This window comes from Halogranum amylolyticum (assembly GCF_900110465.1).
Lineage (GTDB): Archaea > Halobacteriota > Halobacteria > Halobacteriales > Haloferacaceae > Halogranum > Halogranum amylolyticum.
The window spans coordinates 62,739-86,068 of the sequence record NZ_FODV01000008.1; the positions used below are offsets into that span (position 1 = coordinate 62,739).

Genomic DNA, 23,330 nt, shown 5'->3' on the forward strand with positions numbered 1-23,330 from the left:
TCTATTCAGCACACCGATTTCGACAGTTAAACGATGTGTAACGTCGGGAAAGTACGAAAGCTTACGCTAATTACTGTCGGGGTTGCTGTCGTTCCACGTCGCCATCCGCCGGTGCTCGGCGGCGATCTCGGCCACCTCGTCGGCGTCGAGCACGCCCGATTCAGTGACGAGACCGGCGACGAGGTCGCCCGGCGTCCGGTCGAAGATAGGGTTGCACACGTCGACGTCGCGGTCGCCGTCGTACACCGCCTCGGCGTCGCCGAACTCGGGGTGAAAGTCGTCGCCGGAGCTGATCTTGTCGCGGGCGGTGACGACGTAGAGGGGGACGTCCGCCCGCGCCGCGGCCAGCGCGAGCAGTCGCGTGCCGACCTTGTTGGCGACGGTCGCGTCGGCGAAGACGGTGTCCGCGCCGACAAACGCCGCGTCGACGGACTCCTCGGCGAGCACGTAGCCCGTCGCGGCGTCGGTGACGAGCGTCACGTCGAGTCCGGCACGGGCGAGTTCGTCGGCGACGCCGACACCCTCGCGAGCAGGCCGCGACTCGGCGACGACGACGCGGTCGGGTCGCGCCGAGAGCAACGCGCCGAGCACCGTCCCCGAGCGCGAGAGCGTGAGGACGGTCCCCGAGAGCAGTTCTGCGGCGTTCGCCGCCGCCTCCTCGTCGGCGCGGACCGCGTCGTCGACGGCGGCCTGCGCCCGGTCGCGTACCGCCTCGGGGATGTGACCAGCCTCGGCTGCCTCCGTCGTTTCAGTCGTCTCGTTGACCTCGGTCGCTTCACTCGCTTCGCTCATCACCCGGTCGATTCGGTTCCGCAGCGCGGCCATACTGGGACGTGCGTCCCGGAGCTCGCGGGCGACGGTCGCCACGGCCGCCCAGTCGTCGGCGACGGCCGCGCAGTCGCGGAGTACCTCGAGCGCCCGTACCGAGACGTACGCCGACCCGTGAGTCTCGTCGTCGCGGACGTCGGCGACGGTCGGTGCGACGGCCTCGTACGCCGCCCAGAGCGCGGGAACCGTCGCCCGATCGAGGACGGCCGGTGGGTGGACCCACTCGACGGCCGCCAGTTCCTCGTTCGGCGCGAGTTCGCCGTCGTCGTTCCACTCGAAGAGGAGGGGGTGGACCGTCCACTCGCGGTCGCCGTCGACGACCTCGATGGGGTCGCCCGCCCGGACGAGCGTCGCGTCGAGTACCCCGACTTCCTCGGCGAGTTCACGGCGTGCGTCGGTCAGCGCGTCGTCCGGGTCGCCCTCGACGTAGCCGGAGATCCCACCCCAGCGATCGGGATACGTCCCGACCGCGTCGCTGCGGCGGACGAGGAGAATCCGACCTCGATGGCGGAGAAAGGCGGTGACGACGTCGGTCATAGCTCTCCTTTGCCGTCGGGCACAACGACTTTTGCGGTGCTGAGCGGAGACCGGAGTATGGAACTAGCGCTCATCAGCGACACGCATCTGCCCGGACGAGCCAGCGACGTTCCCGACTGGGTACGGAGACGAGTCGAGGCCGCGGACCACACCGTTCACGCCGGCGACTTCGACGCGCCGGCGACGGTCGAGTTGGTCGAGTCGCTCGCCGACGGGAGCCTGACCGCCGTCGGCGGCAACGTCGACGGCGCGGACGTCGATCTCCCGGACGTCGCGACGCTCACCGTCGAGGGGGTCACGTTCGTCGTCACCCACGGCACCGGGTCGCGGGCGGGGTACGAAAAGCGCGTCGCCGGTCTCGTCCGTAACAAGGCCGGTCCGGACGCCGTCGGCGTCGCCGGCCACACCCACGAACCGATGGACGACGTCGTCGAAGGCGTCAGGCTGCTGAACCCGGGGACGGCGACGGCCGCGAACCCGGACGACGAGGCGACGATGATGACGCTCGACGTCGAGGACGGCGAGTTCACCGTCCACCTCCACCGCGAGTGAGCGGCCGGCGGCGTCGACACCGGTTCCCTTCGCCACCTTCGGCGGCCTTTTGAGCGCACGTCACACATCCTCGGTATGGAACTGTTCGCCGTCCCGGACCTCCCGGAGGTTCAACCGGGAGACGACCTCGGGGCACTCATCCGCGAGCGGGTCGACCTGCGCGACGACGACGTGGTCTGTGTCGCCTCCACCGTCGTCTCGAAGGCCGAGGGTCGACAGGCAGACCTCGACGACTTCCCGGCGGGGCCGCGAGCGACGGAACTCGCCGCTCGCCTCGGCGAGATCGCCGGCGAGGAGAAAGACCCCCGGTTCGCACAGGCGGTGCTCGAAGAGAGCACCGAGATCATCATGGAGGCACCGTTCCTCCTGACCGAGAGCAGGTTCGGCCACGTCGGCGTCAACGCGGGGATCGACCGCTCGAACGTCCCGGACGCCGATCTCCTCTTGCTCCCGACGCGACCGACCCGGAGCGCCGAGCGCATCCGTAGCGAGATCGAGGCCGATAACGTCGTCGTCACCGACACCTGCGGTCGACCCTTCCGCCACGGCCAGCGCGGCGTCGCAATCGGGTGGGCAGGGATCTCGGCGAGTCGCGACTGGCGTGGCGAGACCGACCGCGACGGGCGGGAGCTCGGCGTCACCGTCCAGAACGTCGTCGACGAACTCGCCGCCGCGGCCAACCTCGTCGCCGGCGAGGGTGCCGGAGGGACGCCCGTCGTCGTCGTCCGCGGGTTCGAGTTCGGCGACCACGCCGGCAGCGACAACCACTTCCGGGACGTCGAGAGCGACTTCGTCCGACAGGCGCTGCGCGAGTGGGAGTACGAGGGCTGATGTTCGGCGTCGAACTCACCCCCGAGCATCCCGTCTCGCGACTGACCGACCTCGGCGTGCGGGCCGAGGAGGAGGGGTACGACGTGGTCTTCACGAGCTGTCACTACAACAACCGCGACCCCTTCGCCGCCCTGACGAGCATCGCCGCGGCGACCGACGAGATCCGACTCGGGCCGGGCGTCGCCAACCCCTACGAGACCCACCCGGTGACGCTCGCCTCGAAGGTCGCGACGCTCGCGGAGACGAGCGACGGGCGGGCCGTCTTCGGCATCGGCCCCGGCGACCCCTCGACGCTCCGGAACCTCGGACTCGAGGACCAGCGCGGGCTCCGGCCGGTCATCGAGGCGTTCAAGACGGCCCGGAAGCTCTGGGCGGGCGAGCGCGTCGACGTCGACGGGACGTTCACCGCCCGCGACGCCGGGCTCAACTACGACCCGCCGGGCGAGATCCCGGTCTACGTCGGCGGCGAGGGACCGCACATGTGCCGGATGGCCGGCAAGCACGCCGACGGCCTGCTGTTCAACGGGTCGCACCCTGACGACCTCGCGTGGGCGCGCGAGCAGGTCGAGCAGGGGAAAGAGGACCGCCTCAGTGAGTTGGGAGCGTTCGACCTCGCCGCCTACGCCTCGGTGAGCGTCGCCGAAGACGGCGAGGCCGCCCGCGAGGCCGCCCGCCCGCCCGTGGCGTTCATCGCCGCGGGTGCCGCCCCACCCGTGCTCGCTCGCCACGGCATCGACGAGGAACTGGCGAGCGACATCGGCGAGAAGATCAGCGCGGGCGAGTTCTCCGAAGCGTTCGGCCTCGTGACGCCCGCGATGGTCGACGCGTTCTGCATGGCCGGCACTGTCGAGGAGGTCGGCGAGAGAATGGCGGCGGTGCGCGAACACGCGGACAGTCTCGTGGTCGGATCGCCGCTGGGCCCCGACCTCGAGGAGGCGATTACTCTTGCTGCGGCGGCTTCCCGGCTTCGAAGCTGATAGCGCCGCCGAACAGTTCGGCCACCGCGCCGAGCACAAGGTAGCCGAAGAAGGCGACCGAGATGCCGACGAAGATACTGCCGGAGACGAACGCGAAGATGGACAGCGGGTCGCCGCCGCCGACGACGTCGAACAGGAAGATCCGAACGAGGTCGACCACGCTCGTCAGCAACTGTACGATGAACTCCGTAACTGAGACCATGTCGAGTCCTTTGCAGTAGGGGTACTTGTGTGTTCGTGGTTGACGTGGGCGATCGGCGACTCGACGGAGCGGCGAGACGGTGAGCGCCGTTCGATCGGTGTCCAAAGACGCCGCGACGACCTCGCCGTCAGACGGGAGATTTCGGCGGTCGTGCTGAACGAGGGCGCACATGCGTCAGTAGAGTCAGCGATGACGAGATTCCTCTGAGGCGTAAGAGATGGGAACTACCGATACCGCGGAAGTCAGAGATCGTTGTGCCGAACCAACCACTGAGTCCGAACGGAACTAACGTATCCGTAGAGGGAAAAACTAAATCGGGCAGTAATTGGCCAATCATGGTATCATGTTCAACGATTTTTCAAAACGCCCGAGGCTTTATCCGCGTGAAGTGCTGTGTTTAGTGAAATGGAAACTGCAGTTCTTCACTCACACCGAGTCATCGGACTCGCGAAAGCGTTCGAGATGAACGGCCGCTCGAATCGACATCATGATTCAAGAGAAACTTGATCGGGATACGAGCGGCGAAGACGATCGATCGTCCCCTCCGCAAAACGAAGACGGATACTACCTCTGTTATCGGGAGTGTGAGGACGGGACCCCGTGTCAAAGAACCACGTTCACACCACGAAAACCCTGTTATCAGCACTTCGGCCGACAACCGGTGGAGATGGGAGGAGAGAACAGATGACCGAATCGAACGACAGGGAGACAGAGACAGTCTACAAATGCAGTAACGGGCGTTATTACGGTGATACGGACGTGTGGACCCGTCTCGAATCGGGAGCCTGGAAACCTTTTTGCTGGGATACGGAGTCTGGAGAAGAGTGGGTGGAGACACAACAGGAAGAGACACTCCTTCTGGTCCCGATCCCCCACAGCTCTCTGCCCGAGGAAGTGGAAACCGAACGTGTCTCTGCCGGTATCAGCGTCACTCTCAGTCGTTCCACCCATCCTGACGAACGATGAATAGACAGAGCCGCAAACTCCCCTTCGGGGAATCCCACGACTTCAGTCGTGTGGAGGATGTCGAGTCGATACGTCATCGTGTTCGCGAAATGGGAGCGACAGTCGTCACCCCTAAACAGGGTCGCCGACAGGACGAACCATGAACGAGGATCGGTCGCTGGACGACTTCGTGGAGAGCAACGCCGACGAAACCGGAGAGGACGAGAGCGAGAAGCGAGCGCAGACCGAACCGGCCACGCCGACCTACCGCTTCTCGCCCGAGGGCGTCGGCTGCGACGCCTGTGACGTCACGGTGCAGAAACGCTGGCAGGACGACGGACGGTTCGTCTGCGCCGACTGCAAGGAGTGGTAGCTACTCCGAGTCGTCGAGGTCGTCCGCGTCGTCCCGCCGCCTCTCACCGGTGTCCGTCTTCCGCTCGTCTCTCCCCATCTCCTTACGAATCGTCGACAGCTCGTCCTCGATCTCGTCGTCCGTCCGCAACTGGGCGAGCTCCGCCTCGAGATCCTCCTCGTCGTCGAAGACGCCGCGCTCCTCCAGCTCTTCGAGCGCCGCGGCGCGGGCCTCGCGCTCGTCGATCTCCTCGGCGGCGGAGTCGGCGTAGCGACCGGCCTCGCCGCCGACGTCGCCGACGCCGCCCTTCGCCGCGAGGTCGGCGTGAGCGGCCGTCTCGCGGGCGGCGGTCCGGGCGCGCTCGGCGCGGTAGTGGTCGACCCGACGTTCCAGCTCCTCGCTGCGCTCGACGAGTTCCTCCTGGGCGTCGGCGAGGTCGGCGATCTGCTCGTCGAGGTCCTCCAGGTCGTTCAACTCGCGCTGTTTCTTCCGAAGCAGCTCGCGGGCGAGGTCGTCGCGGCCCGCGGCGACCGCCTCGCGGGCCTGCTCGTTTCGCTCCTCGATCCGCTCCTGGAGTCGGTCGCGCCGCTGCTCCAGTCGTTTCTTCTCGGTGACGAGGTCGAGAATCGCCTCCTTGACGCGCCTCAGTTCGTCGCGGAGGCGTTCGACGGCGTAGTCTGCGCTCTCGGCGTCGTCTTCGAGGCGGTCGAGGAGGGCGTTCACGCGGGTGTTCAACAGGTCGGTGGTCCGGTCGGTGAGACCCATGCTTCGAGATAGCCGTCGCAGAACTTAGCAGTTGTCCGAGACGTGGAGCGCGCGAGGTGGCGAGCGCGTCACCCGAGTCGCGTCCCACCGCGGCCGAACCCCGTCGCGAACGTCTCCTCGTCGATGGAGAGTACCGTCGGCCGCCCGTGTGGACAGGCGAACGGTCGCTCGCACTCGCCGAGGCGGCCCAGCAGATCGGCCGCCGTCTCGCCGTCGAGCGTGTCGCCGGCCTTCAGCGACGGGTGACAGGCGAGATCCTTCAGCAACTCGTCGCGGGCGTCCTCGGGGTCGTCGCCGGCGCGGAGCGCGTCGACGGCGTCCCGGAACGCCGAGACGTCGGCCACGCGACCGAGCGGGGCCGGAAGCCCCGTCACTCGATACGTCCCGCCGCCGAACGTCGAGAACTCGAAGCCGAGTCGCGCGAGCGTCTCGCGTTCGTCGGCGGCGACGGCGGCCTCCGCAGGCGAGAGCGAGACGGTCTCGGCGGGGTCGACGAGCGCCGAGTCGACCGGCGAGTCCGCCAGCGCCGCTCGCAGTCGTTCGTAGTTGATGCGCTCGTGGGCGGCGTGCTGGTCGACCACGAGCAGGTCGTCGTCGGCCTCACAGAGCAGGTAGAGCTCTCTGAACTGGCCGATGACGGTCACCTCGTCGAACAGCGAGTCGCCGTCGACGCGTTCGAGCGTCGTCTCCAGATCCATCGCCACCTCGCCGCTCTGCCGGAGGTCGGCGGTCGTCAGCGCCTCGTGGACTGCTTCCTCGACGGCAGACTCGACTGCGTCGCCGTCGGCGAACGCCACCTCGTCCTTCGAGGGGTGGACGTTGGCGTCGACAAGCGCGGGCGAGAGCGACACCGAGACGACGGCGATCGGGTCACGACCCGAGGGGAGCAGCGTCCCGTACCCCGAGACGACGGCGCGCTTCAGCCCCGCGTTGCCGACGACCCGCCCGTTGACGGCGGCGTGGACGTGGTCGCGACGGGAGCGCGTCACCGAGGGGTAGACGAGCAGTCCCTCGACGGTGAGTGAGTGCTCGTCGCCGTCGATCTCGACCGCTGCCTCGTGGTCGAACGTCGTGCTCTGGCCGGCGACGGTGCGGTCGTAGACGCCGAGGACGGCGTCGGTGTAGCTCCCGGAGCCGGGCGTAGAGAACACGTCGCGGCCGTCGTGACGCAGCCGGAACCGGACGTCGGGTCGGACGAGCGCGTAGCGGGAGACGACGTCGCTGATCCGGCCGAACTCGGTGTTCGAAAGCGACTTTCGTCGGGCGGGCCGGTTGTGGAACAGCTCTCGGACCTCGACGGTCGTCCCGGTCGCCCGGCCCGCAGGCGACGTGGTCGTCTCGCCGTCCTCGACGAGCACCCGCGTGCCGCGTGGGCCGCCGTCGTTCGTCGTCACGTCGAGCGTCGCGACGGCGGCGACGCTCGGCAGCGCCTCGCCCCGGAAGCCGAGCGTCGAGACGCGCTCGATGTCGTCGCTCCCGCTCAGCTTGCTCGTCGTGTGGTGGTCCACGGCGAGTTCGGCGTCCGCCTCGGACATCCCGTGACCGTCGTCGGCGACTTTCAGCCGCTCGGTCCCGTCGCCGTCGACCTCGACGGTGACGCTCCCCGCGCCGGCGTCGAGGCTGTTCTCGACGAGTTCCTTCACGACACTCGCCGGGCGAGTGACCACCTCGCCCGCGGCGATGCGTTCGACCGTCTCGCTGTCGAGTCTTCTAACTGTCATCGAGTAGGTTCTTGAGGTCGTTCAGCGTGGTGAGCGCCTCCAGCGGCGTCGTCTGGGCGACGTCGACGGCGTCGAGCTCGGCGGCGACCGCTTCGAGCGCCGCCTCGCGTCCGTGTCGCGGTGTCTCGGCCCCGTCGCCCCCACCGACGCCGTTCGTCAGCGTCGTCTGCCGCCCGGCCTCTTGGGCACCCACCTCGCCGTGTCCGTTCGACCGTGGTTGGGGCCGCGGCGACTTGCGGGTTTCGTCCGGTGAACCCTCCTCGTCGCCCGGTGCGTCGTCGACGTCGTTTCTGTCTTCCGCATCGCTTCTGCCGTTCGCGTCGCTCCCACCGGCCTCGCTCTCGACCAGTTCCTGCGAGCGGGCGACGACCCGGTCGGGGACGCCCGCCATCCGTGCGACCTCGACGCCGTACGACGAGGAGGACGCGCCGGGTTCGACGCGGTGGAGGAACGTCACGTCGTCACCGTCGCTCTCCGCCGTGAAGTGGAGGTTGAACACGTCCTCGCGCTCGTCGGCGACGGCCGTGAGTTCGTGGTAGTGGGTCGCAAACAGCGTGTACGCGCCGACCTCGTCGTCGACGAACTCCGTCGTCGCACGGGCGATGGCCCGACCGTCCGCCGTCGAGGTGCCGCGACCGACCTCGTCCAAGAGGACCAGCGAGTGCTCGGTCGCACCGTGGAGGATGTCGGTCAGTTCGGCCATCTCGCGCATGAACGTCGACTGGCCGCCCGCGATGTCGTCACTCGCGCCGACGCGGGTGAACACGCGGTCGACGACGGGGAGCCGTGCGGCGTCGGCCGGGACGAAACTCCCGGTCTGCGCCAGCACGACGATCAGCGCGACCTGCCGCATGTAGGTGGACTTCCCGGACATGTTCGGCCCGGTGACGACGGCGACGTTCCCCTCGTCGCCGCCGAGTCGGGTGTCGTTCGGGACGAACTCCGACCGCGTGCGCTCGACGACGGGGTGGCGACCACCCTCGACGTGGATACCGCGCTCCCCGTCGGTGTGGAACGTCGGGCGGACGTAGTCGTTGTCGACGGCGACGGCCGCCAGCGTCGCGAGCACGTCGAGTTCCGAGAGCGCCGCGGCGACCGCCTGCACCCGGTCGGCTTCGGCGGCGACGTCGCTCCGGACGTCGGTGAACAGCTCGTACTCCAACTTGTCGGCCCGCTCTGCGGCGCCCAGAATCTCGTCCTCTCGGCGTTTGAGCTCGGGCGTGTAGAACCGCTCGGAGTTCTTCAGCGTCTGCCGGCGCTGGTAGTCGTCCGGAACCCGATCGAGGTTGGGGTTCGTCACCTCGATGTAGTAGCCGTGGACCTGGTTGTAGCCGACGTCCAGCGAGTCGATCCCCGTCCGCTCGCGTTCGCTCGCTTCGAGGTCGGCCACCCACTCGCGACCCTCCCGTTCCGTCCGCCGGAGGTCGTCCAGTTCGTCGTCGAACCCCTCGCGGACGACGCCGCCCTCCGTGATCTCGACGGGCGGGTCCTCGGCGACGGCGCGGTCGATCAACTCCCGGACGTCCGCGAGTTCGTCGAGCGCGTCGCGGAGTTCGCGGAGTCGCTCGGCGTCGACGTCGCGCAGCTCGGCTCTGAGTTCGGGGACGACGTCGAGCGTCGTCTTCAGCGAGCGCAGGTCGCGGGCGTTCGCCCGACCACGGGAGACCCGCGCGACGAGTCGCTCGACGTCGTAGACGTCTTTGAGCCGTTCGTGAACCGCTTCGCGGACGAGCGGCGTCTCGACGAACTCCGCGACGGCGTCGTGCCGCGCCGCGATACGTTCGCGGTCGACGAGCGGCCGGCGGAGCCACTGGGTTAGTTCCCGACGACCGAGCGCACAGGCGGTGTCGTCCAGCACGTCGACGAGTGCGTGGCCCGAACTCGCCCCACGTGTCTCGAACAGTTCGAGGCTTCGCAAGGCCGTCGCGTCGAGTCGAAGCGACTCCCGCGGGTCGTAGCGCGTCACCCGTGAGACGTAGTCCAACCGTTCGTCGCCTTGCGTGTACTCGGCGTAGGCGAGCAGGCCGCCGCACGCCCGGAGTTCGGCGTCGTTGGCGACGACGGCCTCCGGGGAGGGGACGTACCCGGCGAGCGTGTCGCGAGCGGAGTCGGGGTCGAAGGCGTCGGCGTCGAAGTCGGTCACCATCGCCTCGGCGGCGACGACGTCGGGGTCGAAGGCGTCGGCGTCGACGTCCGACCCGAAGAGCAGCTCGGCGGGTGCGACGCGTTCGAGTTCCTCGACGATTCGCTCGCGGTCGGCGCTGGTGACGAGACACTCGCCGGTAGAGACGTCGACTGCGGCCAGCGAGAACACGTCGTCTTCGCGGGCGAGGGCGGCGACGTAGTTCGTCGTCCCCGCCGACAGCAGTTCCTCGTCGACGACGGTGCCCGGCGTGACGATTCGGGTCACCGCACGGTCGACGAGTCCGGAGGCCTCCTCGGCGTCCTCCACCTGGTCGGCGACGGCGACGCGGTAGCCGGCGTCCAGGAGGCGTTCGACGTAGGAGGCGGCGTTGTCGATGGGGATGCCCGCCATCGGGTAGGTGCCCGTCGAGTCCTCGCGTTTGGTGAGCGTCACCTCGCAGATGCGGGCGACGGCCGCCGCCGCGTCGCAGAACGCCTCGTAGAAGTCGCCCACCTGGAAGAGCACGAGCGACGCCTCGTACTCCTCACAGAGGGCGAGATACTGCGACATCATCGGCGTGAGGTCCTCGCGGACGGCGACCATCTTCTCGGGTGGGCCGGTCACCGAAGTCATGTCCGAACGGGGGTGACGAACGGGCTTAAGCGACCGGGAAACGAGTCGGTAGTCGAGATGCAGTCGGACGAGGGGACCGCGTTACCTCCCGGCAGAGTTAGGTGGTTTCCGTGACAAGAGAGCCTGTGAATCGTGTGCACGGACCACGAACGGCGAACCACAGTCCGGCACAAGAGACTTATCAGCTGCCGGAGCAGTGTTCGGCGGGTCCCCAGAGATACAAATGACTGACGCAGAGACGACCGAGGCCGAAGTCAGCGACCGTACCGCACTCCCAGTGTCCGAGGCCGCCGACCTGAGCGCGCGCATCACCGAGAACGTCGAACGGGTCATCGTCGGTCACCACGACGCCATCGAGCACATCCTCATCGCCACGCTCGCCCGCGGTCATCTCCTCTTGGAGGACGTGCCGGGCGTCGGCAAGACGATGCTCGCACGCTCGCTCGCGAGGTCGGTCGACGGCAGTTTCAAGCGGGTGCAGTTCACGCCCGATCTGCTACCGTCGGACGTCACCGGCGTGAACGTCTTCAACCAGCAGACGCGGGAGTTCGAGTTCCAGCCCGGACCCGTGTTCGCGAACCTGGTGCTCGGCGACGAGATCAACCGCGCGCCGCCGAAGACCCAGTCGTCGCTGCTCGAGGCGATGGAGGAAGGACAGGTGACCGTCGACGGCGTGACGCGCGAACTCCCCGACCCCTTTACCGTCGTCGCGACGCAGAACGACGTCGAACAGGGGCGGACGTACGACCTGCCGGTCGCCGAGATCGACCGGTTCATGAAGAAACTGCGACTGGGCTACCCCGACGAGGCCGCCGAGACCGACATGCTGGGCCGGGTCGCCGGACGACACCCCATCGAGTCGCTGGAACCCGTCGCGACGGTCGAGGAACTCCGACGGGCACGTACGACCGTCGCCGAGGTCGAGGTGTCGGAGCCAGTGCGTAGCTACGTCAGTCGACTCGCGGGCTACACCCGGAACCGCGCGCAGTTGGGCGTCAGCCCCAGAGGGAGCATCGCCCTGCTCCGGGCCGCACAGGCGCGAGCGGTGCTCGACGAACGCGACTACGTCGTCCCGGACGACGTCCAGACGGAGGCGCCGACCGTCCTCAGCCACCGCATCGTCACACAGTCGGCGACGGAGACCGGAGGGGCGGTCGTCGAGGACGCCCTCGACGCCGTCGCGGTCGAATGAGGCTCACCCGCCGCGGGAAGGCGCTCGTCGCCGTCTGCGTCGGCGGGTTCGTCCTCGCCGCCCTCTTCGGTGCCCGCGCGCTGAACGCCGTCGTCCTCCCCGGCGTCGTCGCGCTCGCGGCCGGCGCGCTCCAGATCCGGAGTCTCGACCCACCGACCGTCGACCGCGACGTCCCAGGGGACGACTTCGTCGGGTCGACACACGAGGTGACCCTTCGGTTCCGCGACGTCGGCCGCCCGTTCGTCGGCACCGTCACGGACGAGGTCAGCGAGGGACTGACGAGCGAACAGCGGGAGACGACGACCACCGTCGGCGACGGACCGGTCACCTACTCGGTCACCTACGAGACCCGCGGCGAGCACCGACTCGGTCCCGCCCGCGTCGTCGGTCGGGACGTTTTCGGTCTGTTCGAGCGAGAGCTCCGCTGTTCCGGCGACGACTCGTTTCTGGCGTATCCGACGGTTTACGGCGTCGCCGGCGGGGTCAGACGTGACCTCCTCGCCCTGCACGAGACCGACAGCGCCGACGAGCGCGCGGAGTTCGACAACCTTCGGGAGTACGTCCGCGGCGACGCACTCAGAGACGTCCACTGGAAGTCCAGCGCCAAGCGCGACGACCTCGTCGTCCAGGAGTTCACCGCCGACCGCGACCTCGTCGACGTCACCATCGCCGGCGGCACGACGGCCGCGGGGGCCGACCGGTTGGCCGAGGCGGTCGCGAGTCTCGCCGCGGCTCTCAACGACGCGGACGTCCCGGTGGCGCTGGCGCTTCCGAACGGGCGCGTCGAGGCCGACGCCGACCGCGTCGGACGGACGCGCCTCCTCGAACACTGCGCACGGGTCGTCGACGGGCCGGTGCCGACCGACGAGGCGGACGTCGTCGTCGAAGCACGCGACTCGAGCGTCGAGATCAGACTCAGAGACCGACGGCTGACGTTCGACGACGTGCAGGGACGCGAGACGCTGTCGGCGACGGCGGATGGACCGCCGAGGGGGACGACCGCATGACGGCTGTCTCCAGAGACGGAGAGGGGGGCGGGGTCGGAGGCGAATCCGGCTTCGACCTCCGCCAACCGGCGCTGCTCGGGGTGGTCGCCCTGACGCTCTCGTATCTGAGCGTGCTCTACCACGTCACGGACGTCGTCGGCGGCAGCACGACGCTGCTGCTCGTCGTCGGCGCGACGCTCGCGCTGGCGACGGTGCTCGGCCGGTTCCTCCGCGTGCGGAGCGCGCTCGTCCTCACCGCGCTCATCCTCGGGGGCGGGCTGGCCGCGTACTTCTTCTCGGTGCCGGCGAGCAACCGGGCGCTGTTCACCGTCGAGCGGGTCGTCTCGGACACGGTCGCCCTCCTGACCGGGCTCTCTGTGCTCCGACTGACGAAGGCCGGCACGTGGGCGCTCGCCATCGCCCCCGGTCCGGTGTTTCTCTCGTGGTACCTCGCCGTCCGACGGAAGTACGTCTGGTCGGTCGTCGTCGGCGGCGGCGCGCTCGTCTTCTTCGTGCTGACGGGCGACGCCGGGACGACGACGACGCTGTTCGGCGTTGTCGGCGCGGCGGCCGCCGTCGGCCTCGCGACGCTCGGTGACCGCAGTGCGTGGGCCGCACAGCTCGACACGCTCGCGCTCGTGTTGGCGGCGATGGTCGTCCTGTCGGCGACGCTCTCTGTCGTCCCCGGCGGCGCGGCTCAACCGCTCCTACAGGACCGGGGGTCGCCGACCGTCGAGTCGAGTCTCGTCTCCTCGAACGACCAGGTGAACATCCTCGGGAGCATCCGCCTGTCGCCGGAGGTCCGCTTCGAGGTCAGAAGCGACTCCAGGGAGTACTGGCAGACCGCCGCGTACGACCGCTACACCGGCGACGGCTGGGTGCGCTCCGGCGAGGACGAGGCGTACTCGGGGCGACTCGGCGGGCCGCCGGGGAGTTCGCGAACCGTCGTCCAGAACGTGGAGGCGAAGACGCAGATGTCTGCGCTGCCGGCGGCGTGGAGGCCCGTGAAGGTCGACGGTATCTCGGAGTCGTCGCTTCGGGTCACCCACCAGGGGAGCGTCGTGACGACGGAGACGCTGGAGACGAACGACAGTTTCCAGGTCCGCTCGGAGGTGCCGCGCTACACCCGCGAGCAGCTCCGCCGCTCCGGCGACGACTACCCCGATCGCGTCGCGGAGAACTACCTCCAACTGCCGGGCACCACCTCGGACCGCGTCCGCGAGCAGGCCGCGGAGATCGCCGGCAACGAGACCAACGCCTACGACAAGGCACGGGCCATCGAGCGGTATCTCGAGTCGAGCAAGGAGTATTCGCTGACGGTCCAGCGACCCGACGGCGACATCACCGAGTCGTTCCTCTTCGAGATGGATGCGGGATACTGTACCTACTACGCGACGTCGATGGTCGTCATGCTCCGGTCACAGGGCGTCCCGGCGCGGTTCGTCACCGGCTACACGTCGGGCCAGCAGGTCGCCGACGACAAGTACGTCGTTCGTGGACTCGACTCCCACGCCTGGGTTCAGATCTACTTCCCCGAGGTGGGGTGGGTCGACTTCGATCCGACGCCCGGCGACGCGCGGGAGAACGCCGAGAACGCCCGACTGGAGGAGGCGCGCCAGAACCAAGCGGAGGGCGTCGACACCGACGAGACGACGCCGGAGACGCCGACGCCCGGCGAGGAGGACACCGAGACACCGACGCCCGGCGAGGAGGACACCGAGACATCGACGCCCGGCGAGGAGAACGCGACGAACCAGTCGACGACGAACCGATCGACGCTGAACCCGAACCGCATCCTCAGCGACGCGGCGGGCGGGGGGTCGTCGGCCGCGACGAGTCCCGTGACGACGCCCGACTCGAGCGGCGGACTGCCGTCGCTGCCGTCGCGTGAGACGCTCGGGGTGGGACTGGCGCTGATGGTCGGACTCGCCGCCGGAGCGCGACGGACCGGCGCGACGACGCGGGTCGCACGCTTCGTCTGGATGTACTACCAGGGGGCGCGACGTGATCCGACGACCGACACCGAACGAGCGTTCGGTCGGCTGGAGTATCTGCTCGAACGGCAGTACAGGCCGCGTCGGCCGCGTGAGACGCCGCGGAGCTATCTCACGGCGCTATCGAAGGTCGGCCTCGACGAGCGGGCGACGGAGGTCGGGCGTCTCTACGAACGGGCCCACTACGGGCCGGGTGTCTCACGCGACGAGGCGGACCGCGCAATCGAACTCGTCGACGAGTTAGTCCGCGAGCAGTTGCCGGTCGTCGGTCGACGCCGGAACTGATCGCGAACAGTCGTCGTCGCCGTCTTTTCCGCCGGTGTGCAAAGTCCCGATACTGTTTAATATCCCCATCGTGTAGATTGGGACTGTAATGTCGGAAGTCTGCTCGACGTGCGGGCTGCCCCAGGAACTCTGCGTCTGCGAGGACGTGGCCAAGGAGTCCCAGGAGATCAGCATCCGCATCGACGAGCGCCGCTACGGAAAAGAGGTAACGATCATCGAGGGGTTCGACCCGAAAGACGTCGACATGGACAGTCTCTCCTCGGACCTGAAGTCGAAGTTCGCCTGCGGAGGGACGGTCGAGGACGGCTCTATCGAGCTCCAAGGCAACCACACCGGCCGCGTGGAGGACTTCCTCCGCGACAAGGGCTTCAACGTCGCGTGATCGTACTGTAACGCCGGCGCGTCGAGCGATTTTTTCCAGAACCGTACCGAGAGCCACTGCACCGTGGGGACAACTGTCATTAGCCCGACCGGCGAACGCTCCGCATGGTCCGTGGCGTCGTCTTCCTGGTTGTCCTCGCGACGCTCGCGGGTGCCGTCGCACCGGTCGCTGGCACCGCGCCGAGCGACGTCGACGCCGACCGGACGGCGCGGCTGACGCAGTCGTCGACGGCCGAGACGCTCGACCTGACGACGACGTTCCGACTGACGCCGAAACGCCCAGGAGAGGTGGCCGTGGTACTCGAGTACGACGTCCCGAGTCGCGTCACCCGGGTCGAGACGCGCCTCCCGGCGAACGCGACGGTCGTCTCCAGCGACGGGTTCACGCGGCAGTCGACGGGCCGATACCGCTGGCAGGGCGACACCGACCGGCCGAGGCTCACCTACCGGCTCTCGGTGAACGAGACGGCGAACGGCCGACTCCCGCTGGCCAGCGACGGGAGCTACCTCTTCGCCGACGTCGGCCCGTGGGCGCTGTTCCGCCGTCCCTCGGCGGGGACGCGCTGGGCGTGGCACGGGAGCGAGGTGTCGCTCACGCGGTCGACGACCGTCGACGGCGAGGGCGTCGTCGGCAGCGAGTTCGTCTTCCTCGGTGAGTACACCGACCACCGACGCGAAGCCGACGGACAACGGTTCCGACTCGTCGTCCCCGAGGCGGCACGGCTGTCGGCGGAGCCGTCGGCGATCCTCGACAGCTACGCCGACGCCTCTGATCGACTCCGCGTCGGCGAGCGCGACGATCGGGTGTTGGTCGTCGCGGCACCGACGGAGGGGATAGAGTGGGGCGTCCGCGGGCTCCACACCGGCGAGTCGGACATCTGGGTGCGGGACCACGAGTCGCTTTCGACGCCGAACAACGTCTGGCTCCACGAGTACGTCCACAGCCGGCAGTCGTATCGGCCGGCGACGAAGATCAGGTGGCTCACCGAGGGGAGCGCGACCTACTACGCGGCCGCACTGACGCTCCAGCAGGGCCGAATCGGTTACAGCGAGTTCGCGGGGTGGCTCGCACTCGGCGGGAGAGATCCCTACGCGGAGACGGTGCTCGCGACGCCCACGACGTGGGGACGGGAGGGCCACTACCACAAGGGAGCGCTTGTCGCGGGCTATCTGGATTACCGCATCCGCGTCGCTTCCGACGGTGAGGCGTCGCTCGACACGGTGCTCGCGGCGACGAACGATCACGAGGGGACCGTCACCGCCGAGCGGTTCTGGAGGTTCGTCGGCGACGCGGGCAACGCGTCGGTCCGCGAGGACGGAACACGGTACGCGACGACGCGAAACGCCCCGTCGACGTGGACGCACCCCCAGCACGTCGACGCGTTCGGCCCGTTCCCGCCGCACGTCGACGCGCGGTTCACAGTCGACCCGTCGACGCCGGCGCGCGTGACCGGACCGTACCGGAACGGGACCGTCACGCGCGCCGGCGTCGTCCTCGTGCCGAACGAGACGCTCGAACTCCCGGTCGACGTGACCAACGACGGCGGCAGTCGAGGGTCGTACGACGTGGCGGTTCGCACCGATGGGCAGGTCGTCGAGCGACTCACGGGCGAACTCGACTCGGGAGAGACGGCGACCGAGACCGTCGGTCGGACGTTCGAGACGACGGGGACCTACACGCTCACGGTCGGCGAGGAGCGGTACACCGTGTTCGTCCGCGACCCAGCGGAGGCGCAGGTCGTCGACCTGTCGGCGACGCCGCTCCGGGTCCGTGCGGGCGAGGAAGTGACCGTGCGAGCGACGGTGAGGAACCCCGAGTCGCGTCCGGCGGCGACGACGGTGACGGTCAGACTCGACGAGGAGGTCGTCTCCCGCCAGCGGGTGCGTGTCGACGCCGAGAGCGAGACCACCGTGTCGACGACGGTGATGCCGTCGATCCCGGGGACGTACCGGCTCGACGCGGGTGGGCCGACGACGATACTCGTCGACGTCGTCGCCGCGACCGACGGGACGGCGGCCGCCGTCGACGAGGGAGCGACCTCGGCGGCGGGCGAGTCGTCGACGACGACGCCCGGGTTCGGATGGGTCGTCACGCTGTTCGCCGCGGTCGTCGGGATTGTCGTGACTCTCGTCGCGGCGAGGTGGCGGACGCGGTGAGTCCGGGGCGCGAACCGGAGAACAGCGAGCGGGGAGCGAAAAGCGAGACGAGTCCGAGAACGCGAGAGAGGGGAGGGAGACCGCTCAGAACGGCGCGTCGGGTCCCTCGTCGGCCGTCGCCTGTTCGACGTCGGTCTCGAGGTCGCCCGACCAGGCGTCGAGTCCGCCGGCCATGCTGTCGACGCGGGCCTCGCCGGTTCCCTCGTAGGACTTGATGAGTCGGGCCGCCTGGACGCTCGCCTGTCCGTGAGGGCAGACGGTGACAATGTGGTCTGCACCCTCGAGCGACGCGATGCGGTTGGGGAGTTCGTTGAAGGGGACGTTCTCGCTGCCGGGGATATGTCCCCGAGAGAACGACGCCGGTTGGCGGATGTCGACGATTCGGGGTGGGGCGTCGCTCCGAAGGAGTTCTTCGACCTCCTCGGGGGAGATTTCGCCGTCCATACAGGCACCAAACGACCGAGGTGGATAAGTGCCTCGCCTACAGCAACCCTTCGTCCTGGGCGAGCAGGATCCCCTCGACCGTCGCGTCGTTGGTCGGTGACGCGCGAGCGACGTCGAGCGCCTCGTCGACCGGGATCGACCGCGGCGTCAGGAACTCGTTGGAGTCGAGTTCGCGCTCGCCGAGTTCGAGCCCCTCGGCGAACACGAAGCCGCGGCGGTGCCGGAGCAGCCCGGTCGAACACCAGAACTCCTGCAGCAGCGACGTGCTCGACGGGTCGAAGCCGGTCTCCTCGCGGAGTTCGCGTGCGGCGGCGGCCGTGAACGACTCGCCGCCCTCGACGATGCCGGCGGGAAGTTCTAGTTGCGTCTCGCGGATGGTCGGCCGGTACTGTTCGACGAAGAGCACCTGCCCGTCGGTGACGGCGACGACGACGACAGCCGTCGCGAGTTCGGCCCAGTAGTACTTCTTCCGACTCCCGTCGGGCTGTTCGACGAGGTCGTAGCCGCCGGTGAACCAGCCCGTCTCGTACTCGACTTGCGAGTCGAGGACGGGCCACTCGGGGTCGGGAAGCTGTTCGTGTCGACGGCCGTCTGACTGCTCGCTCATGGGTGGACGACTTCGACACGGTAGCGCTCGCCCTTATACTCCACGAGGACGGCGTCGCCGTCGCGGGCGTCGGGGTTCTGGACGACGAGCGAGTCGAACTCGTCGAACGGCGAGTGGGTGAACGACCCCTTCAGACCGAGCGGCCCCTTCCGGTAGCCGTCCGATCGGCCGTCTTCGAGCGCCCCCGTCAGGTAGGGGTAGCGCCGGGCCGAGACGTTGCTGACGTCGACCGTCTCGACCGACTCGTTCGTCCTGTCTGCTGTCTCGGCGGTCAGATAGTACGGATCGCCCGTCCCGAGATAGCTCGGCAACGCGCCGAGCGCCAGCAGGGCGACGACGACGAGACCGATACCGACGAGGAGATTTCGCGTTACGCGTCGCACGGGTGGAGTTGGGGAGCGGTGGGTATGGTGGTTTCGACCGCCAGCGAGAGACTACTCCTCGAACGCCGGTCGATAAATCCGACCGAACGCCTGTCGCCGGAGCGTCCCCACGGCGGCGTCGCGCTCCTTCTGGTAGGTCGCGGCCACGGCCGTCTCCGCGAAGGGGGCAGCGTGCCAGACGACGTTGTCGACGTTCTCGCTACCCGTCTCGTGGATCTCGTAGTCGGGGTGGCTCTCCCGCCACTCGTCGAACGCCGCTCGGTCGCCGACGTGAACCTCCAAGAGCGAGGCGAACAGCGCGTCGCGGGCCGTCTCGACGACGTCACTCGTCACGCGGTCGCGGTACTCCTCGCGGTCGAACGCCATCGCCCGCACCGTCTCGCGGACGACGACCTGAGCGGCGGGACCGGCGTCTGCGTAGGCGTCGCTCGCCTCCTCGATCGTCTCGGGTGCGTAGACCCCCTCTGTCTCCATGTTCGGGTGGTCTCGCGCGCGACGCTTACACCTTTCCGTCTCTCGGTTCGGTGGCTACTGCTCGTCGTCGTCGGCCGCGTCCGTCTCGGCGGGGTCGTCCGCGGCGTCCTCGTCGCCCGCCATCATCTGCTCGGTGAGTTCCTGTGCCTCGCGGAGCACCTGCTGGGTCTCGCCGTCGAGGTTCCCCCCCTGCCGGATAGCCGGACCGCCGCGACCGCCGGCGTGGTCGTGCGGGTGGTCGTGTCCGTCGGTCGTGTCCTCGAACACTTCCTCGAAGTCCCGCTCGTCGGCGTGGTCGACGACGCGGTCGGCGAGTTCGGGAGCGTTCAGCTCGCTCCAGCCGTCGACGTGGTCGTCCAGCCACGTCTCGTGGTCCTCGTGGCGGAGCAGCGCCGTGAACGCCAGATGGTTGGCGAGATGCTTCCCGTCGCGCTGTGGCACGTCGCAGACCGGGCAGGCGTATCCCATACGCGCCGTTCGACACCGAGAGACAAAAGGAGCGCGCACTCCGAGCCCGTCGGCGGCGTCACCTGTCGTTGCCGTCGGCGTCGACGGCGACGTCGAGATCCGGGCCGGCCGGCGTCCCCGTCGCCCACTCGTCGAGGTCGAGCACCATCACGAGCGCCGCCTCGCCGTCCTGATAGTAGCGGGGGACGCGTCGCATCGGTTCGAACCCCTCGTCGCGGTAGAGCGCGAGCGCCGGGTCGTTGCTCTCGCGGACCTCTAGTTTGACGAGGCCGACGTCGTCGACGAACAGGTCCGTGAGCGCTCGGTTCAGTAGCGTCCGGCCGATGCCCTGTCCGCGGGACTCCGGGTGGACCGCGAGGTCCTTGATGTGGCCGATGTCCCGGCCGTAGTTCGGGACGACGTCGGCGACGGTGTAGCCGAGGACGACGCCGTCGCGTTCGGCGAGGAGAAACCCCGACTCGTCGAGGAACTGCTCGAAAGCGGCGTACGGCCACGGTTGGGAGAAGCACTGCTTCTCGATGCGGAAGACGTCCAGCAGATCCGCGCGCTCGACCTGCCGGATGGAGAGCGGCCGACTGTCCGCGGGAGCAGTTGTCACGGGCCGACGTTAGCACTTCACCGCTAAAAACGGTGCGGCTAGACGACTCGACGTCCGTTCCGTGGTATCCCCGGCCTACCGTCGGTACGGAGTGTGTACGACACACACAGTCACTCCAGAGTTATACCGGCGACCGTCGTCGTCTCAAGACGAGAACGACGGGTCGACGACCCGCACTCACCGACCACATGCCCTCCACACTGCGAGAGACGGCCACTGGATTCGCCCGCACCGGAGACTGGCTGGACGTCGTCGAACACGGCGAACACGTCTCCTGTGCGCTCGTCGAACTGGACGCGATTCGAGACGACTTCGCCGACTCGGTCGCCGCGTGGGAACGCTGGCGGCCGAAGGCAGACGAACGACTCCGTCGCGACGTCGGCGTCCGCACCGCCGACCACACGAGCGGCCACGGCGACGACACCGAGCGGGACCCCCGCTGGCGACGGGGACTCCGTCGCGTCGAGCGGTTCCTCTACCTCCACGTCATGACGCTCGTCTCGCCGTACTACTTCGACACGCCCCACCTCCACGCGAGCATCGACCGCCACGACTCGCTGCGTCGACGACAACGCTACCGACTCGACATCTCCGTCGTCGACGACGACCTCCGTGCTCGGATGCGCGAACTGCTCTACGAGTACGAGACGTCGGTGCCCCGGTGGCATCTCGCCGCCGCGAAGACGACCGAGACGGTCGTCGCCGCCGAGGGTCACGACCTCTCGCCGCGAGAGGAGACGGACGCCACCGACGCGCCGCTCCAACACGCGGTCAACCTCTCGCAACTGCAGCGAGCACACGCCCCGGCCGACGACTGAGTGCGAACGGAGGATGGAGCAGCGCGCGAACGCTGGCGCTCACAGCGCAGCGTCGAAAAAATGGGGACGGTCGTCGGTGCAGGAGACTCAGTCGTCTGCGGGTGCAGCGCCGGAGTCGGACTCGTACTGCTGTTTCGTCCACGAGAGCTTGCCACCGGCGGCGAGGATCTTGCGCTCGCGCTCGGAGGCCTTCAACGTGGCCGTCGCCTCCCAGTCGTCGTTCACGCGGACCGTGAACTCTTCGGCACCGGACTCGACGGCGTCGGCGACGTCGTCGACGATCTCGACGTCGTCACCCTGCTCGATCTTCTCGTACGTCTCCTCGTCGATGGTGAGGGGAACGATACCGAAGTTGAACAGGTTCGCCTTGTGGATGCGGGCGAACGACTGTGCGAGGACGCCCTCGATGCCGAGGTACATCGGGCACATCGCGGCGTGCTCGCGGGAGGAACCCTGCCCGTAGTTCTCGCCGGCGACGAGGAAGCCGCCGTCGGCGTCCGCGGCGCGCTGGGCGAACGTCTCGTCGACGCGCGAGAGCGTGAACTCCGAGAGCCGCTCGATGTTCGAGCGGAACTTGAGGATGTCCGACGTGGCCGGGATGATGTGGTCCGTCGTGATGTTGTCCTCCATCTTCAGCAGCGCCTCGCCCTCGATGTCGGCGGCGAGCGGGTCCTTCAGCGGGACGTTGCCGATGTTGGGGCCCTTGATGAGGTCGTCGTCGATGGCCTCGTCGGGCGTGATGATGTCGGACTTCGAGCCGTCGTACTTCTCGGGGAGCTCCATGCCGGGCGCCTCGAGGTCGCCGAGTTCGTCGGCGAGGTCACGCGGGTCGACGATCTCGCCCTTGATGGCGGCAGCAGCCGCGACTTCCGGCGAGCAGAGGAAGACGGAGTCGTCCTCGATGCCGGAGCGACCCTCGAAGTTGCGGTTGAACGTGCGCAGCGAGACGGAGTCGGAGGCGGGGACGTGGCCGATACCGATACACGGTCCACACGTCGCCTCGGAGACGTTGACGCCTGCGGCCATCATCTCGGCGGTCCAGCCCTGGCGGGCGAGCATCTCGCTGGCCTGCTTCGAACCGGGTGCGACGATCATCTCGATGTGCTTCGCGATCTCGCGGTCCTTGACCATCTTCGCGGCCGGGAGGACGTCCTCGTAGCCGCCGTTGGTACAGGAACCGACGATGACCTGCTCGACGCGCTCGCCCTCGACTTCGCGGACGGGAACGACGTTGTCCGGCATCGACGGCTTGGCGATGAGTGGTTCGAGGTCGGCGAGGTCGATGACGACCTCGTCGGCGTACTCCGCGTCCTCGTCGGCCGAGAGTTCGACGTACTCGTCGCCGCGGCCCTGGCGCTCCAGGTAGTCTTTCGTCTTCTCGTCGGTCTCGAAGAGAGAGGACGTCGCGCCGAGTTCGGTCCCCATGTTGGTGATGGTGGTCCGCTCGGGGACGGTAAGCGACTCCGCACCCTCACCGGTGTACTCGAAGACCTTGCCGACGCCGCCCTTCACGCTGAGGCGACGGAGCATCTCGAGGACGATGTCCTTGGCGGTCGCCCACTCGGGGAGCTCGCCTTCGAGTTTGACGTTGACGACTTCCGGCATCTCGACGTAGTACGCGCCGCCACCCATGGCGACGGCGATGTCGAGGCCACCCGCACCGATCGCGAGTTCGCCGAGGCCACCGGGCGTCGGCGTGTGGGAGTCCGACCCGAGCAGCGTCTTGCCGGGGGCGGCGAAGTTCTCCTTGTGGACGTTGTGACAGATACCGTTGCCCGGACGGGAGAAGTAGGCACCGTACGTGCCGGCTGCCGAGCGGAGGAAGCGGTGGTCGTCCGTGTTCTTGAAGTCGAACTGGTAGGTCTGGTGGTCACAGTACTGCGCGGCGAGCTCCGTCTGGACCTCGTCGAGGTCGAGCGCCTCGAACTGCAGCCAGACCATCGTTCCGGTCGTGTCCTGTGCGAGTACCTGGTCGATCTCGATACCGATCTCCTCACCCGGCGTGAGGTCGCCCTCGACGAGATGATCGTCGAGGATTTTCTCTGTGAGCGTCTGTCCCATAACGTCCGTTGGTC

Annotated in this window: 23 protein-coding genes; 11 read left to right on the forward strand and 12 right to left on the reverse strand. The window is 68.4% G+C overall.

The genetic code is table 11. The features are described 5' to 3' along the window. Positions 1-66: 66 nt before the first annotated feature. The gene (locus BSG17_RS14850; RefSeq protein WP_089825456.1) at positions 67-1,365 is read right to left on the reverse strand and encodes an eIF2B alpha/beta/delta subunit family protein; all 1,299 of its coding nucleotides are present in this window, start codon (positions 1,363-1,365) and stop codon (positions 67-69) included. Between the two features lie 57 nt (positions 1,366-1,422). Between BSG17_RS14850 and BSG17_RS14855 the strand changes: the two genes are divergently transcribed. The 3 genes from BSG17_RS14855 (at position 1,423) to BSG17_RS14865 (ending at position 3,725) form a co-directional block, all read left to right on the forward strand. After that, positions 1,423-1,917, forward strand: coding sequence for a metallophosphoesterase family protein (locus BSG17_RS14855; protein ID WP_089825458.1), 495 nt, complete (start codon positions 1,423-1,425; stop codon positions 1,915-1,917). A gap of 75 nt (positions 1,918-1,992) precedes the next feature. Continuing rightward, positions 1,993-2,748: a coenzyme F420-0:L-glutamate ligase gene (locus tag BSG17_RS14860; protein ID WP_089825460.1), complete on the forward strand. Its 756-nt coding sequence runs from the start codon at positions 1,993-1,995 to the stop codon at positions 2,746-2,748. Then, positions 2,748-3,725, forward strand: coding sequence for a 5,10-methylenetetrahydromethanopterin reductase (locus tag BSG17_RS14865; RefSeq protein ID WP_089825462.1), 978 nt, complete (start codon positions 2,748-2,750; stop codon positions 3,723-3,725). Before BSG17_RS14860 ends, BSG17_RS14865 begins: the two co-directional genes overlap by 1 nt. Here BSG17_RS14865 and BSG17_RS27520 read toward each other — a convergent pair. Continuing rightward, complete coding sequence (locus BSG17_RS27520) at positions 3,688-4,098, reverse strand: DUF8024 family protein (protein ID WP_089825464.1); 411 nt, start codon at positions 4,096-4,098, stop codon at positions 3,688-3,690. The two genes, BSG17_RS14865 and BSG17_RS27520, sit on opposite strands and share 38 nt — an antisense overlap. Positions 4,099-4,527: 429 nt before the next feature. Here BSG17_RS27520 and BSG17_RS14875 point away from each other — a divergent pair, with 429 nt between their 5' ends. After that, entirely contained in the window at positions 4,528-4,893 is a 366-nt protein-coding gene (locus BSG17_RS14875) for a hypothetical protein (protein WP_139246617.1), read from the forward strand. Positions 4,894-5,032: 139 nt separating this feature from the next. Then, positions 5,033-5,245: a DUF7573 domain-containing protein gene (locus tag BSG17_RS14880; RefSeq protein ID WP_089825468.1), complete on the forward strand. Its 213-nt coding sequence runs from the start codon at positions 5,033-5,035 to the stop codon at positions 5,243-5,245. Here the strand turns inward: BSG17_RS14880 and BSG17_RS14885 are convergent, their stop codons facing one another. The 3 genes from BSG17_RS14885 to mutS form a co-directional block, all read right to left on the reverse strand. Further along, entirely contained in the window at positions 5,246-5,989 is a 744-nt protein-coding gene (locus tag BSG17_RS14885) for a PspA/IM30 family protein (RefSeq protein WP_089825470.1), read from the reverse strand. A gap of 68 nt (positions 5,990-6,057) precedes the next feature. After that, positions 6,058-7,710, reverse strand: a complete 1,653-nt coding sequence (gene mutL, locus BSG17_RS14890) for a DNA mismatch repair endonuclease MutL (RefSeq protein WP_089825472.1) — start codon at positions 7,708-7,710, stop codon at positions 6,058-6,060. Continuing rightward, positions 7,700-10,468, reverse strand: coding sequence for a DNA mismatch repair protein MutS (gene mutS / locus BSG17_RS14895; RefSeq protein WP_089825475.1), 2,769 nt, complete (start codon positions 10,466-10,468; stop codon positions 7,700-7,702). The genes mutL and mutS overlap by 11 nt, the downstream gene beginning before the upstream one ends. A gap of 223 nt (positions 10,469-10,691) precedes the next feature. Between mutS and BSG17_RS14900 the strand changes: the two genes are divergently transcribed. The 5 genes from BSG17_RS14900 (at position 10,692) to BSG17_RS14920 (ending at position 17,463) form a co-directional block, all read left to right on the forward strand. Then, positions 10,692-11,660 carry an AAA family ATPase gene (locus BSG17_RS14900; protein ID WP_089825478.1) on the forward strand — a complete coding sequence of 323 codons (969 nt, stop codon included), beginning with the start codon at positions 10,692-10,694 and terminating at the stop codon, positions 11,658-11,660. Further along, positions 11,657-12,667: a DUF58 domain-containing protein gene (locus BSG17_RS14905; RefSeq protein ID WP_089825480.1), complete on the forward strand. Its 1,011-nt coding sequence runs from the start codon at positions 11,657-11,659 to the stop codon at positions 12,665-12,667. The genes BSG17_RS14900 and BSG17_RS14905 overlap by 4 nt, the downstream gene beginning before the upstream one ends. Next, positions 12,664-14,925 (forward strand): transglutaminase TgpA family protein, encoded by a 2,262-nt coding sequence (locus tag BSG17_RS14910; RefSeq protein WP_089825483.1) that lies wholly within the window; start codon positions 12,664-12,666, stop codon positions 14,923-14,925. The genes BSG17_RS14905 and BSG17_RS14910 overlap by 4 nt, the downstream gene beginning before the upstream one ends. Positions 14,926-15,013: 88 nt before the next feature. Beyond that, a complete protein-coding gene (yciH, locus tag BSG17_RS14915) occupies positions 15,014-15,307 on the forward strand; it encodes a stress response translation initiation inhibitor YciH (protein WP_009733138.1) in 294 nt (97 codons plus the stop codon). A gap of 104 nt (positions 15,308-15,411) precedes the next feature. Further along, complete coding sequence (locus BSG17_RS14920) at positions 15,412-17,463, forward strand: CARDB domain-containing protein (protein ID WP_089825485.1); 2,052 nt, start codon at positions 15,412-15,414, stop codon at positions 17,461-17,463. A gap of 84 nt (positions 17,464-17,547) precedes the next feature. On the opposite strand, the gene BSG17_RS14925 is transcribed toward BSG17_RS14920, so the two are convergent. Genes BSG17_RS14925 through rimI form a run of 6 tightly spaced genes read right to left on the reverse strand, consistent with a single transcriptional unit; the run spans position 17,548 to position 20,437 of the window. After that, positions 17,548-17,907: a rhodanese-like domain-containing protein gene (locus tag BSG17_RS14925; RefSeq protein WP_089825487.1), complete on the reverse strand. Its 360-nt coding sequence runs from the start codon at positions 17,905-17,907 to the stop codon at positions 17,548-17,550. A gap of 37 nt (positions 17,908-17,944) precedes the next feature. Next, the gene (locus BSG17_RS14930) at positions 17,945-18,514 is read right to left on the reverse strand and encodes an NUDIX hydrolase (RefSeq protein WP_089825489.1); all 570 of its coding nucleotides are present in this window, start codon (positions 18,512-18,514) and stop codon (positions 17,945-17,947) included. After that, complete coding sequence (locus BSG17_RS14935) at positions 18,511-18,897, reverse strand: hypothetical protein (RefSeq protein WP_089825491.1); 387 nt, start codon at positions 18,895-18,897, stop codon at positions 18,511-18,513. The genes BSG17_RS14930 and BSG17_RS14935 overlap by 4 nt, the downstream gene beginning before the upstream one ends. 51 nt (positions 18,898-18,948) lie before the next feature. Further along, positions 18,949-19,371, reverse strand: a complete 423-nt coding sequence (locus BSG17_RS14940) for a DUF5809 family protein (RefSeq protein ID WP_089825493.1) — start codon at positions 19,369-19,371, stop codon at positions 18,949-18,951. Positions 19,372-19,425: 54 nt separating this feature from the next. Then, the gene (locus tag BSG17_RS14945; RefSeq protein ID WP_089825495.1) at positions 19,426-19,839 is read right to left on the reverse strand and encodes a DUF5810 domain-containing protein; all 414 of its coding nucleotides are present in this window, start codon (positions 19,837-19,839) and stop codon (positions 19,426-19,428) included. A gap of 58 nt (positions 19,840-19,897) precedes the next feature. After that, positions 19,898-20,437, reverse strand: a complete 540-nt coding sequence (rimI, locus tag BSG17_RS14950) for a ribosomal protein S18-alanine N-acetyltransferase (protein WP_089825497.1) — start codon at positions 20,435-20,437, stop codon at positions 19,898-19,900. A 188-nt stretch (positions 20,438-20,625) separates the two neighbouring features. Here rimI and BSG17_RS14955 point away from each other — a divergent pair, with 188 nt between their 5' ends. Next, complete coding sequence (locus tag BSG17_RS14955; protein WP_139246618.1) at positions 20,626-21,255, forward strand: DUF5828 family protein; 630 nt, start codon at positions 20,626-20,628, stop codon at positions 21,253-21,255. Between the two features lie 87 nt (positions 21,256-21,342). On the opposite strand, the gene BSG17_RS14960 is transcribed toward BSG17_RS14955, so the two are convergent. Next, a complete protein-coding gene (locus tag BSG17_RS14960; RefSeq protein ID WP_089825501.1) occupies positions 21,343-23,316 on the reverse strand; it encodes an aconitate hydratase in 1,974 nt (657 codons plus the stop codon). Positions 23,317-23,330: the final 14 nt, after the last annotated feature.